Annotated in this window: 14 protein-coding genes; 10 read left to right on the plus strand and 4 right to left on the minus strand. The window is 58.5% G+C overall.

Annotation, left to right across the window (positions count from 1 at the left end):
• Window position 1: 1 nt before the first annotated feature.
• Window positions 2-439 (minus strand): hypothetical protein, encoded by a 438-nt coding sequence (locus C8E00_RS08800; protein ID WP_133697008.1) that lies wholly within the window; start codon window positions 437-439, stop codon window positions 2-4.
• A 302-nt stretch (window positions 440-741) separates the two neighbouring features.
• Window positions 742-1,545, minus strand: a complete 804-nt coding sequence (locus C8E00_RS08805) for a hypothetical protein (RefSeq protein ID WP_133697010.1) — start codon at window positions 1,543-1,545, stop codon at window positions 742-744.
• Between the two features lie 238 nt (window positions 1,546-1,783).
• On the opposite strand from C8E00_RS08805, the gene C8E00_RS08810 reads away from it, so the two are divergent.
• The 7 genes from C8E00_RS08810 (at window position 1,784) to C8E00_RS08840 (ending at window position 8,034) form a co-directional block, all read left to right on the plus strand.
• A complete protein-coding gene (locus C8E00_RS08810; protein WP_133697013.1) occupies window positions 1,784-2,968 on the plus strand; it encodes a phage tail sheath protein in 1,185 nt (394 codons plus the stop codon).
• Between the two features lie 22 nt (window positions 2,969-2,990).
• On the plus strand, window positions 2,991-3,503 hold the full coding sequence (locus tag C8E00_RS08815) for a phage major tail tube protein (protein ID WP_011506679.1): 513 nt from the start codon (window positions 2,991-2,993) through the stop codon (window positions 3,501-3,503).
• An 83-nt stretch (window positions 3,504-3,586) separates the two neighbouring features.
• Window positions 3,587-3,895 (plus strand): phage tail assembly protein, encoded by a 309-nt coding sequence (locus tag C8E00_RS08820; protein WP_133697016.1) that lies wholly within the window; start codon window positions 3,587-3,589, stop codon window positions 3,893-3,895.
• A gap of 26 nt (window positions 3,896-3,921) precedes the next feature.
• Window positions 3,922-4,092, plus strand: a complete 171-nt coding sequence (locus C8E00_RS08825; protein WP_133697018.1) for a GpE family phage tail protein — start codon at window positions 3,922-3,924, stop codon at window positions 4,090-4,092.
• Window positions 4,049-6,577, plus strand: a complete 2,529-nt coding sequence (locus C8E00_RS08830; protein ID WP_133697021.1) for a phage tail tape measure protein — start codon at window positions 4,049-4,051, stop codon at window positions 6,575-6,577. Before C8E00_RS08825 ends, C8E00_RS08830 begins: the two co-directional genes overlap by 44 nt.
• 9 nt (window positions 6,578-6,586) lie before the next feature.
• Window positions 6,587-7,030: a phage tail protein gene (locus tag C8E00_RS08835; protein ID WP_133697023.1), complete on the plus strand. Its 444-nt coding sequence runs from the start codon at window positions 6,587-6,589 to the stop codon at window positions 7,028-7,030.
• A complete protein-coding gene (locus C8E00_RS08840; RefSeq protein ID WP_133697026.1) occupies window positions 7,027-8,034 on the plus strand; it encodes a phage late control D family protein in 1,008 nt (335 codons plus the stop codon). Before C8E00_RS08835 ends, C8E00_RS08840 begins: the two co-directional genes overlap by 4 nt.
• A gap of 138 nt (window positions 8,035-8,172) precedes the next feature.
• Here the strand turns inward: C8E00_RS08840 and C8E00_RS08845 are convergent, their stop codons facing one another.
• The gene (locus C8E00_RS08845; protein ID WP_133697028.1) at window positions 8,173-9,657 is read right to left on the minus strand and encodes a KAP family P-loop NTPase fold protein; all 1,485 of its coding nucleotides are present in this window, start codon (window positions 9,655-9,657) and stop codon (window positions 8,173-8,175) included.
• 164 nt (window positions 9,658-9,821) lie between these two features.
• On the opposite strand from C8E00_RS08845, the gene C8E00_RS08850 reads away from it, so the two are divergent.
• The gene (locus C8E00_RS08850; RefSeq protein ID WP_133697031.1) at window positions 9,822-10,712 is read left to right on the plus strand and encodes an endonuclease; all 891 of its coding nucleotides are present in this window, start codon (window positions 9,822-9,824) and stop codon (window positions 10,710-10,712) included.
• On the opposite strand, the gene C8E00_RS08855 is transcribed toward C8E00_RS08850, so the two are convergent.
• Window positions 10,713-11,066, minus strand: coding sequence for a LexA family transcriptional regulator (locus C8E00_RS08855; RefSeq protein ID WP_133697033.1), 354 nt, complete (start codon window positions 11,064-11,066; stop codon window positions 10,713-10,715).
• 127 nt (window positions 11,067-11,193) lie between these two features.
• Here C8E00_RS08855 and C8E00_RS08860 point away from each other — a divergent pair, with 127 nt between their 5' ends.
• Window positions 11,194-11,637 (plus strand): LexA family protein, encoded by a 444-nt coding sequence (locus C8E00_RS08860; RefSeq protein WP_133697035.1) that lies wholly within the window; start codon window positions 11,194-11,196, stop codon window positions 11,635-11,637.
• 132 nt (window positions 11,638-11,769) lie between these two features.
• Window positions 11,770-13,041, plus strand: coding sequence for a Y-family DNA polymerase (locus tag C8E00_RS08865; protein ID WP_133697037.1), 1,272 nt, complete (start codon window positions 11,770-11,772; stop codon window positions 13,039-13,041).
• Window positions 13,042-13,126: the final 85 nt, after the last annotated feature.

The following is a 13,126-nucleotide window of genomic DNA, read 5'->3' on the forward strand; positions in this document are numbered from 1 at the left end:
ACTAACTTTTCGACACAACCTTCCTATAAACCAAGTAAGCCAACCCCACCATCACGGGGAGGAAGAGCATAACTTTAAACATATGGTACATCTCACTATCACTCATACTGTATCCATATGGCTCAAACAAGAAGACAAAAGCACCAACCAGAAACACCCAAAAAGCGGACCCAGCAATAAAGCAGCGCCGCACCACGCCTCCTTCTTTGAAAACCCTAATCACAAAATTTTTCAAAGCAGGCACGTTGCGAATAATCTCTGGGAGGTACTTAACAAACAAAACCCCAAACAGTATGGGCACAACGATTCCGGCAGGCCCACGCGGCAAGAATAGACTCCCCGTCACCTCATATATTAGAACGACACAAAGAAGCTCCACTCCAAAACCAACAGAGAAACCAAGAACAAACAACAATGCTTTAAATAAAAAATCTTTCACATACCCTCCCAAGAAAAAACATCGGCGATGGAGTTTCATAAAGAAGAAAAACACCACCTTTCGACCGACACATTATACTAATTAAGACCCACTTTTTAAATATTTCCTTCAACATAAGTAAGTATAAAAATAAGATTGCTTGCATATTCACTCTATCCAACCTCATGGACCTGCCGCGCCACACGCACGATATCGGCGTGAACCCACGGTTTCTTTTAAAACTCAGGCTGAACCTGCGCAGGAGCCTCCATGGCATTCGACCAATACCTCGGGGTGCGCTCGAGACAGTGGCGTGATGAGCCTCACTCTGCAGGTTCAGTGCCCAGCAATAGCCATTCAGATTCTGGTTTTTCGTAACTTTCAAGATGTTTATTGAATCCAAGGGTTTCCAGGACGGAAGCCCAGTCATACGAAGAGTCCATTCGAGACTTGAAAAGCAAGGAGCACAGAATAACCTTTCGGTAGCCCCGAAGCTGGACAAAGATATGATCAGAAAGCCCCGGGGCAGCTTTAACGATTTCAGAGACAAATTTTGAGAATGCACAAACATCATCAGAGACAACCTTACCCAAGTACCGTTGAACAGAGGGTTCCTCTTGCCTCAATTCCCCCAAAACCATCTCATTCTCAAAAAAATCTACGCATCTAGCTCGAGAGCTTGTATAGAAAACACCATGCCTCACGAAAAAATCATCACCCAATATCTCCCGCAAATCCTTATCCAAGTTATCATCTAGAGTTCTCATAAGCTGTGGCAGCAACGAGGAAGCCCTCTGATAAGCGTCCGTTCGAACTTGGTATGCAGCAGCCTGATCTATTTGGGCCTTCTGCTGCTCTATAAGCTCATCTTGCTTCTGCACCAAATCATCCTGTTGCCGAACAAGAACACTCTGCTGGTAGAGCGTATGCACAAGCGCGATGAGGGTAGCAGTCAGGACAGCCACACCAACCGTACCGGAGAGGTAGGTAGCAAAGTCGGCCCAGTCGCCAGGATTATCTGATAACGAGCTGCCATGAAAGTGCACAGCATATAAGCCAATGGCCACTATGGCAGCCACTAGAACAGAGGCTACAAGCATCCAGTACTGTCTCAACGCCTTACCCATAACACCTTCCTATGTTGGCTGATACGAATGGGTTAAGCCTAACCCGCCCATTCCACGTTATAGACCCACAACTCAAAACAGCCCTTGCTCATCTGTTATCGGCAGCTCGCAAGCCTAAGGTGTAAACCCCACCTCCCACACCCTGCCCGACTAACACCCTGCCGCGCCACCCCGCACGATAACGGCGTGAATTCACGGTTTCTTTTGAAACTCAGGCCGAACCTGCGCAGGAGCCTCCATGGCACTCGACCAATACCATCACGGGGTGCGTGTCTCCGAAGTCAATGACGGTACCCGCACCATTCGCACCGTTTCCACGGCGGTCATCGGCGTGGTCTGCACCGCCGAGGATGCCGACGCCACCACCTTCCCCCTTGACCACCCGGCGCTGGTCACCAATGTCGACACCGCCATCGGCAAGGCCGGCACCCAAGGCACGCTGAAAGACACCCTCACCACGATCAGCCAGCAGTCCAAGCCGGTCATCGTGGTGGTGCGCGTGGCCGAAGGCATCGACGACGAGGAAACCACCGCCAACGTCATCGGCACCACCACCGAGACGGGCCAGCGTACCGGCCTGCAAGCGCTGCTCACCGCCAAGCAAAAGCTGGGGATCACGCCGCGCATCATCGGCGTGCCAGCGCTGGACACCCAGCCAGTGGCCACCGCCCTGGTGCCGGTGCTGCAACAGCTGCGTGCCTTCGGCTACGCCTACGCCCACGGCTGCGACACTATCACCGACGTGACCGCGTATCGCGATGAGTTCGGCGCCCGGGAGCTGATGGTGATCTGGCCTCAGTTCGAGGCGTTCGATACCGATGACGCCGCCACGGTCACGGTCAGCCCCGTCGCCGTCGCGCTCGGCCTGCGCGCGAAGCTCGACCAGGAGGTCGGCTGGCACAAGACCCTTTCCAACGTCGTGGTCAACGGCGTCACCGGGATCGATCGCGACGTGTTCTGGGATCTGCAATCGCCCAACACCGATGCCGGCATCCTCAACGCTGCCGACGTCACCACGTTGATCAACCAGGGCGGGTACCGCTTCTGGGGCTCGCGCACCTGCGCCGGGCCGGAATCCCTGTTTCCCTTCGAGAACTATACCCGCACCGCGCAGATTCTCGCCGACACGGTCGCCGAGGCGCACCTGTGGGCAGTCGACAAGCCGCTTCACGCCTCGCTCGCGCGGGACATCATCGAAGGGGTCAACGCCAAGTTTCGCGAGCTCAAGAACCTGGGGCTGATCGTCGACGGCTCGGCCTGGCTGAACGAAGACCTCACCACCGAGACCTCCCTCAAGGCCGGCAAGCTGCGCATCGATTACGACTACACGCCGGTGCCGCCGCTTGAGGATCTCGGGTTCCAGCAGCGCATTACCGACTCGTATCTCGCCGACTTCGCCGAGCGCGTCGCGGCCACCGCCTGAACTGACTAGATAGGGACCGAGCATGGCACTCCCCAAGAAACTCAAGGACCTGAACCTGTTCAGCAATGGCGATAGCTGGCAGGGCATCGTCCAGTCCGTCACGTTGCCCACCCTCGCGCGCAAGATTGAGGAATGGCGCGGCGGCGGCATGGATGGCCCGGTCGGCATCGACATGGGCCAAGACGGCCTCATGACCTGCCAATGGACCGTCGGCGGCCTGGTCGAAAGCATCTTCGACAACTTCGGCACCTCGCGCATCGATGCCGACATGCTGCGCATGACCGGAAGCTACGAGCGCGACGACGTCGACGAAGCCTCGGCGGTCGAGGTCGTCATGCGCGGCCGTCACACCGAAATCGACATGGGCGACGCGCAGGCCGGCGAGAACACCGAGCACCAGGTCACCAGCACGCTGAGCTACTACAAGCTCAGCATCGACGGCGCCCCCAAGGTCGAGATCGACCTCATCAACCAGGTGTTCAAGGTCAACGGCGAAGACCGCCTCGCGGGCCGTCGCCAGCGCCTGGGTATCTAAGGCTGTCAATGGTCGCCGAGCGAAGAGACCCACCTAAGCGGCCCCGCACGGGGCCTTATGCAATACATCAGGAGCACCACCGCATGACTAAAACCCAAGTCGCCCAAGCCATCACTTCTACCGTCGAGCTCGACACGCCGATCAAGCGCGGCGAGACCGAGATCAGCGAAGTCACGCTTCGCAAGCCCAGCGCCGGCGAGCTGCGCGGCGTGAATCTCTCCGACGTGCTGCAGATGCAGACCGACGCGCTGATGACCTTGATCCCGCGGCTCTCGACCCCTTCGCTGACCGCGCCCGAAGTGCGCCATATGGACCCCGCCGACCTGGTGCAATGCGGCGGTGAAATTGCCGGTTTTTTGCTCTCGAAGCGGGCCAAGGGCGAGGACGCATAGCCCTCCCCGCCTCGGTGGAAGACGCGATGGCGGATCTCGCCATCGTCTTCCACTGGACACCCAGCGATTGCGCGGACTTCTCCCTGCGCGAACTGATGGACTGGCGCGAACGCGCGCGCAAGCGTAGCGGCGCCGATAGTGACGGAGCCGGCCATGGCGCGCGATCTCAAGCTTCAGGTCATTCTCGACGCCGCTGACAAGGCCACGGCGCCGCTGAAGAAGATCACCCAAGGCAGTAGCAAGACCGCCGACGCCCTGCGCTCAAGCAAAGAGGCGCTGCGCGCGCTCGAGCGCCAGCAGCGTGACCTGGGCTCGTTTCGCAAGCTCAAGGAAGCCACGCGGGAGAACGGCGAGGCCCTGGCCGCCGCGCAGGAACGGCTGCGCAACATGCGCGGCGAGCTCAAGCGCACCGACGCCCCCACCGAGAAGTTCCAGCGCCAATTCAAACAGGCCAGCGACGAGGTCGAGCGACTGAGCGGCAAGCTCGGCGATCAACGCCGCCGCCTGGGCGAGTTGCGCAACGGTCTGCGCCAGGGCGGCGTCAGCACCGACAACCTGGGCCGCAGCGAGGATAAGTTGGCCGAGCAAATCCGCGCGGCCAATACCCAGTTCGATGAACAAAAGCGCAAGATGAGGGAGGTCGCCCAACGGCAGAAGCGGCTGACCGAGGCCCAACAGCGCTACCACCGCACCATCGGGCAAGCCAACAACATGACCGGCGCGGGATTCACCGCAGCGGCCACCGGCGGCGCGGCTCTCTATGGCGCCAGCCAGTTGCTCGCCCCCGGCGTCCAATACGGCGAAACCATGAGCCGCGTGCAAGCCCTCACCCGGACGGAAAAAGGTGACGAGCAATTCAAAGCACTGAAAGAACAGGCGCGCGCCCTGGGCTCGAGCACGGCATTCAGTGCGTCGCAAGTCGGTCAAGGCCAGGCGTTTCTCGCCATGGCCGGGTTCACGCCCAAGGCCATCCGCACCTCGATGTCGGACATGCTCAACCTGGCGCTCGCCGGCGGGCTGGATCTCGGCCGCACGGCGGACATCTCGTCGAACATCCTTAGCGGGTTCGGGCTCGCGCCCGACCAAATGGGTCGCGTCAGTGACGTCCTCACCGCCACGACCACCCGTGCCAACGTCGACCTGGAAATGCTCGGCAACTCCATGAAATATGTCGCGCCCCAGGCCAGAGCCATGGGGCTCTCGCTCGAGCAGGCCGCCGCCATGGCTGGCATGCTCGGTAATGTCGGCATCCAAGGCAGCCAAGCCGGCACCACGCTGCGCGCCATGATGACGCGACTCGCCGCGCCGACCGCCGCCGCCTCAAGCGCGCTTAAAACGCTAGGTGTCAACGCTCAAGACGCCCAGGGCGATTTGCGCGACGTGCCCAGCATCCTCGCCGACATCGCCAAGGCCAGCGCGGACATGGGCAACGCCGAGCGCGCTGGCTACTTGAAAGACATTTTCGGCGAGGAACCCGGCGCCGGCATGGCGGAGCTCATCGCCAAACAAGGCACCGCCGGCATCGAGAAATTTACCGAGATCATTTCGGCGTCCGCTGGTGAGAGTGCCCGCGTCGCCAAAACCATGACCGACAACATCGCGGGCGATCTCAAGGGGCTGAACTCGGCATGGGAAGAGGTTGGGATCAGCCTGACCCAAACCAACAAGGGCCCCCTACGCGACTTGATCCAAACCGTGACGGCCATTACCCGAGGCATCGGCAACTGGATCAAGGCGAATCCCGAGTTGGCGAGCGTACTCGCCAAGGTCGCCGCCGTGCTGGCCACCGTGGTGGCCGTCGGCGGTGCGCTCACCGTCATGCTGACCTCGATCCTCGGGCCAATCGCCGCCGTACGCTACGCCATGACACTGCTATCGCTCAACCCGGCCGCGCTGACCATTATGGGAATCGTCGCCGCCGTGGCCGCCCTCGCCGGCGCCGCCTACCTCATCTACAAGAACTGGGGCGCTATCAGCGACTGGTTTGCCCAGCGCTGGGCCGACGTTAAAGCCGCGTTCTCCGGCGGCATCGGCAGCGTCATGCGTCTTTTGCTCAACTGGAACCCCATCGGCCTGCTCTATCGCGGCATCACCGCTGGGCTGGCCAAGCTCGGCATCGAGATCCCGGCCAAGTTCACATCGCTCGGCAGCGCCATCGTTGATGGCCTGATCGGTGGCCTGACGGGCAAGCTCGCCGCGCTGAAAGACAAAGTCGTCGGCATGGCCAGCGACGTGAAGGGCTGGTTCGCTGGCGTGCTCGATATCAACTCGCCGTCGCGCGTCTTTGCTCGTTTCGGCGGCTACACCGTGGACGGCCTGAACGTCGGGCTCGATGCCCAGCGCGACGAGCCCGCCCGGCGTGTGGCCGAGATCGCCAAGCGCGTGCAACGAGCCGGCGCAGGGCTGGCCCTGGGCGCTGCAACGCTGCCCGCTGCCGCGTCGCCCGACATCGCCCAGCAAGCGCCGATCCAGTTCGATAACCGGCCGCCGCTTGCCGCCGGCCGTGGGCAACAAAGCGTCGATAACAGCGTCACCATCGGCGATATCCACGTCCAGCCCGCTCCCGGCATGGACGAACGCCAGCTCGCTCAATACGTCGCCCAGGAAGTTCAGCGCGCCCTGGAAGACGCACAGCGCGAGCAAGCCGCCCGTCGCCGCTCATCCCTGCACGATATCGAATAGGAGATTGCCATGTTGATGGCCCTGGGCATGTTCGTTTTCGAGGTTGGCAGCGTGCCGTATCAACAGCTCAAGCGCGCCACGCAGTGGCGCCATGCCTCACAGTCCCGCGTGGGCGACCGGCCCGCGTATCAGTTCGTCGGGCCCGGCTCCGACACCATCACCCTGAGTGGCACCTTGCTGCCCGAATTCACCGGCGGCCGTGTCGACCTGGATGAGATCCGCGACATGGCCGACAAGGGCCAGGCGTGGCCGCTGGTCGAAGGCACCGGCCGGCAATACGGCCTGTGGGTGATCACCAAGGTGGATGAAACCTCGAGCGCGTTTTTCCGTGACGGCGCCGCGGCTAAGATAGAATTCTCGATGACGCTCGAGCACGTCGACGATCAACGCACCGACCTGATGGGCGATCTCACCACCTCCACCCTCGCCCGTATTGCCGGGGCCTACGCATGAATGACAACGCCGAGCGCCGCTACCGGCGCCCCAGCTATCGCATCACGCTCGATGAAAAGGACATCACGCCCAGAATCAACGGCCGCTTGATCCGCCTGCGCCTGCGCTCACAACGCGGCCTCGAGGCCGATCAATTGGACCTGACCCTCGCCGACCACGATGGCGCGCTCGCGCTACCGAGACGCGGCGTGTCACTGCGCGTCGCTTACGGCTGGCAGGATGAAGGCCTGGTCGACAAGGGGCTGTTCACCGTGGACGAAGTTCAGCACAGCGGCACGCCGGACCAGATCACCATCCGCGCGCGCAGCGCCGACATGCGCGGCCGTCTGCCCGGCAAGCGCAGCCGCAGCTGGCACGACATCACCATCGGCGAGATCATCGACACCATCGCCAAGCGCCACACGCTCGCGCCGGTGGTCGGCGACACCGTGCGCGGCATTCGTATCGGCCACATCGACCAGACCGAAGAATCGGATTTGAATTTCCTGACGCGCCTGGGCGAACGTTTCGATGCCGTGGCCACCGTCAAAGCCGCCCGGCTGCTGTTCACCCAGGCCGGCGAAGCCCTGACAGCCAGCGGCCTGGCCATGCCGGCCGTCACCCTGACCCGACGCGATGGCGACCGGCACCGCTACAGCGCCACCGATCGTGACACTTATACCGGCGTCATCGCCTACTGGAACGACAAGGCAAACGCCGAGCGCCAGCGTGTCATCGCCGGCAGTGACGAAGATGCCAAGGAATTGCGCCCCACCTACGCCACCGAGGCCGACGCCCTGGACGCCGCCAAAGCCGAATGGCGGCGCGCGCAACGCGGCGAAGCCACCTTCGACATCACCCTTGCCGAAGGGCGCCCCGACATCCTCCCCGAGTCGCCACTCAAGGCCATCGGCTTCAAGCCAGACATCGACGCCACGCTCTGGCTGGTCACGGAAGTAGCAGACTCACTTGATAACAATGGCTTCGGCACGCGGGTGCAGTGTGAGGTGAAGCAAGAGAATTAAGTCCCTAAGCGAAAACAGAATTTGTCATAATGGTTTGCGTAGGCAACAGTCGACAATAGAGACTATCAAACTCACTACCTGCCGATAATGTTCGCGCTGACACGCATGAACAGCATCGCCTAGTCGATCACAAGACACCTAAGAAAGATAGCTTGCAAGGTCGACTACTTTCCTATAGCTCAGAAAGTTTTCACCATTGCTTGCTTCACGCAGCATGACATTCCGATAACGTAACCCGTCAATATTATTGCTAAGCATAGCCATTAATTTACTCTTGCTAACCAAAGAGCACTCCGTATACTCCTTTGCCAGCTCATGAACATCTACACACTTAGTGGTAAAATAGAGCTTCCACGGAGAAAACCTATTCACAACACTTGCCGTAAAACTTTCAAAGTTACCGCTTACCAATGCATCATAAGCTTCAGGATCAGAATTTTTTAAAAACACCAAGTAAGCCAAGAAGAAAAAATGCACCTTGCTCTTATGCACACTAGAAAGGGAAGCATTGATATGCATAACAATCTTATCTATATCACGCAACGAAACCTCAAAAGTATGGCAAAGAGCAAGAATTATAACCTTTTTCTCGTTTAGAGCTCCATCCTCCGAAACTATAGTACGGCTATCTGGCAAAACCGGCTCACCATCTAATTGGATACGAAAATCTCGTGTGCGGTCATAGGCTCTCAGCGACAGGTCAAGGCAGTAAGCATTGCCTGCAAAATTAACATTCGCCTTACTTGAAATCCAGCCACTCAAATCTCTATTATCAAGAGTATATGTAATATCAAAAAAGCGCTTCAAATAACCAAAAGAGTTGAACCCGTTGCCATAAACGGCTCTCACGGAATGACATAGCTGCCTAGTATCTGTTGCAATGACAAACTTGCACCCAGGTACATCAAGGAAATGCTTTATCCGTTCTAGAAGCTCAATAGCATACGTAGGCCTACATCTATCAAGCTCATCAACTAAGACATAAACTGGCTTGAACTCATCACCACCACTCAAATGCCGTCCTACTTTTTCAACCAGCTCTTCAAAGACTTCTCTAAAACTCTCAACCACTTGTATATTTTGCTCACTACTTTCAATAAGCGACTTTACGGCTTTGACGGCAGCTTCATCAGCCACGCCCCTCGCATCTTCGCAAGCTCCATCCAGTAACGCGAAACCCGATTCAAAACCTCCTTCCCTCTCATCATCAAAGGCCCCTTTAACCTCGTCTACGTCAACCCCAATCAACTTTCTAACTAAGCCCTTTCCAATTGCTTTCATAAGAACTGGAGATGCACTTAGTATAGCCCCGGACGCTTTGGTAGAAAAATCATCAAATCTTGAAATAAACCTTCCTTCATCAACTTGGCTTTCCAGCTGATTTTTAATGGCAGATACAAGTGAGACAAAAGGGTCACCAGTATAATCTCTCTCCCATGCATTAAAATATACAACACCTCTTTCTTTATCAAGATCTTCCTTCCAGTTCTCAAGAAAAAAAGTTTTCCCTGACCCCCATGCAGAGTCTATATTTACAACCTTGATATCATCATCATTTTCAAGGAGATTCTGGAGAAACTCGGCAACCTTCTTTCTTTCCAGGAGATCATTTTCCCAAGCCACGACGCCTCCTTACAAAAATTTACCATCAATGCATAGAGTAATAGGTATGCCCGTGATGCACCACCACCTCGCTTCAAAGCTCTGACGTAAAAGCTATAAGCACTAAGATTGCTTTCTTCTCAGCAGCTCATGATACAGTCCGGCCCTTTTGCCGGAGCCCCCACATGAAGCCCCTTGCCACCCTCGCCTTTTTCTTTGTGTTCATGGCGCTTTCCGCCCAAGCCGAGCCCCCTTCATCGTTCTCCGCCGCCAAACGGATCGCGGAGCGCGAGATCTACTACGACCAGGACCGCACCTTCTACTGCGGCTGCAAGCTCGATTTTGAAGAGGGGCCATATCTCGCCAGTTGCGGCTATGAGGTCCGCAAACAGCCAAAACGCGCTGCCCGAATCGAGTGGGAGCATGTCATGCCGGCTTACGATTTCGGCCGACAGCGTCAGTGCTGGCAGGAAGGTGGGCGACGGCACTGCCGAGCAACTGATCCCGTTTTCCGTCGTGCCGAGGCCGACTTGATCAACCTCGTACCATCAGTCGGCGAGGTGAATGGCGATCGCTCGAACCTGCGCTACGGGATGGCCACCAGTGCCAGCGCTTATCAGTACGGCCAGTGCCGCGCGAAGGTGGATTTCAAGGCAGACGTCTTCCAGCCACCCACCAATCAGCGCGGCAACGTTGCACGCATCTACTGGTACATGCGCGACGAGTACGGTATACGCATCAGCCGGCAACAACAGCAGTTATTCGAGGCCTGGGCCAAGCAGGACCCGGTCGATGCCTGGGAACGTGAACGCAACCGCCGGATCGCTGCTATACAGGGCCATGGCAATCCCCATGTCAGCGGAAAAGCGACGCCCCATCAACCGACTCTACCTGATCGGGCGGCAGGCAACGACGAGGGCCTACCGCATGACGACGGTGATTTCAGCTGCGCTACCCGCAAAACCTGTGGCGCTATGACGTCATGTGAAGAAGCTGTCTTCCACCTACAGCAGTGCGGGAACGGACGGCTTGATGGTGACAACGACGGCACACCATGCGAAGCAATTTGTAGTTAGCTACCACCCATACCGCCTTGCCTGGCTCACCACCACACCCCGTAGATCCGACCGTCTGGCCCATAGCGATTCCTTGGGGCCGACGGTCGGCATCAGACGCAAGCGCCCGCCGATGCGATGGCTCTTGAAGAGCCGCTGCTCACCTTCCAGGTCCACCACCACCAGATCCGCGTGCCCGGCGGGCTTCTGCTCATCAACTATCAACAGGTCACCTTCCATCAGCGGGCCGTTCACGCCAGCTTCTTCGCTCACCTCGACCAAATAGCAGCTTGGTGAAAACTGTGACGCGTCATAGCCCCGCATCACTGGATGGTCGAGCCCCGCCACGAGCGGTCCCACGTAGTGCACACGCATGCTGACTCCCTGCGCCGTTGAAGGTGTCTAACGTGGCTTGCTCATTACATAAGCATTTGCCGTCTTCTCGATGCTTAGCTTAATACTGTATAAATACACAGCACAAGTGAAACACAAGGAGGCGCTCATGCACGCGACATACATCGGCGCTCAGGATTCCGCCGCACCTGCCACGTTGCTCCCTCTCGCGGCGGACAGCGTCCGCGCAGGGTTCCCGAGTCCCGCAGATGATTACATCGAAGCGGAACTGGATCTCGTCAGCCATCTCGTGCAACACCCCAGCGCGACGTTCTACGTGCGCGCGCAGGGCGACTCAATGGTGCAACACGGCATCCATGACGGTGACCTGTTGATCGTCGATCGCTCGCTCGATCCTCGCGACGGCGACATTCTGGTCATGGCCATCGACGGCGATCTCACGGTCAAGAAACTCGGCACGATCGGCCAGCGCCCGTATCTATTGCCAGGCAATCCGAATTACGCGCCGATTCCCATGGACGGCCGCGAATGTCATGTGTGGGGCGTGGTCACGCACAACGTGCATGCGCATCGGGTAGGAGTGGGAAAGTGAAGGCCCGTTGCCGGGCCTGTTGGCTACCTTACAATCCGAGTCGCGTCGCATCCTGCTAGCGCCCGGCATCCCTTAGCCAACGCTCATAAAGCTAATGCAAAAGTAAGCAAAAATCAATATAAAGGGGATCTCATGCTCGCCTTGGTCGACTGCAACAACTTCTACGCCTCATGTGAACGGGTTTTCCGCCCCGATCTCGAGGGCCAGCCGGTCGGAATTTTGTCCAACAATGACGGCTGCGTGATCGCCCGCAGCAACGAGATCAAACCGTTGGTCGCCATGGGCATGCCGCTCTACCAGATCCCGCCCGACATCCGCCGACGCGTTACCCTGCTATCCAGCAACTACGCGCTTTACGGCGACATGAGCCGGCGCGTCACGCAGACCCTGCGTGAGTTCGCGCCCGAGATCGAGGTCTACTCAATCGACGAATCGTTCGTGCATCTTGAGGGATTCCCGCGCGACGGTATCGAGGCCCACTGCCAACGGCTACGGCAAACGGTCAAACGCAACACCGGCATTCCCGTCAGTGTCGGGGTGAGCACATCCCGCACCCTCACCAAAATCGCAAACCACCGCGCCAAGAAAATCGCGGACTACGGCGGCGTATGCATCATGGAGCCCGACACCCCCGCGACTCGCCAGGTGCTCGAGCAGCTCCCGCTGACGGAAATATGGGGCGTCTCCGGGCGACTCGCCGCCCGGCTGATGGATCTCGGCATCAACACCGCGCTCGACTTGCGCGACGCCGACCCCAAACGGATACGGCGCCATTTTTCAGTCGTCCAGGAGAAGCTGGTCTACGAGCTGCGCGGCGTGAGCTGCATCGAGACCGACGATCTCGCCGAGCCGAAGCAACGCATCATGACCTCGCGCTCATTCGGTACCGCAACGAATCACTACCCGGACATCGCCGAGGCAATCCGCACGCACGCAAGCCGAGGCGCGGAGAAACTGCGCAAGCAAGGCAGCGTCGCGCGGGCTTTGATGATACTGCTGCGTACCAACCGCCACCGCCCGGACCTGCGCCAGCACAATCCCGACCTGGTCGTGCAGCTCCCCCACTCAACCGACGACACCCGGCTCATCGTGCAGACCGCACAACGCGCCCTCAGCGCCGCTTACGAGAAAGGCCCCTGCTACATGAAGGCCGGGGTCATGATGCTCGACATCGCCGACAAAGCCACGCTCCAGGCAGACCTATTCGACGCGTCACAAAGCCAGGAAGAAAAGCGTAAAAGCGAGGCCCTGATGAGCGTGGTCGACAAGCTCAACGCCCAGATGGGGCGCGACACCATCCGCCTGGGGGGACAGCGCAAAGACGCCGTGTGGCAGCTACGCCGCGATTACCTCACGCAGCGCTATACGACGGAATGGGGGGAATTGCCGAAGGTGAAAGCATGAAGACACTGTCCTTGGACTGTCACGAGCCCTATGCGGAACATTGAATGATATCGGACAGTCATCTTGGCAATGAGCACATTCAAGA

Origin of the sequence: Chromohalobacter marismortui (assembly GCF_004364315.1) — a bacterium.
GTDB classification, from domain to species: domain Bacteria; phylum Pseudomonadota; class Gammaproteobacteria; order Pseudomonadales; family Halomonadaceae; genus Chromohalobacter; species Chromohalobacter marismortui.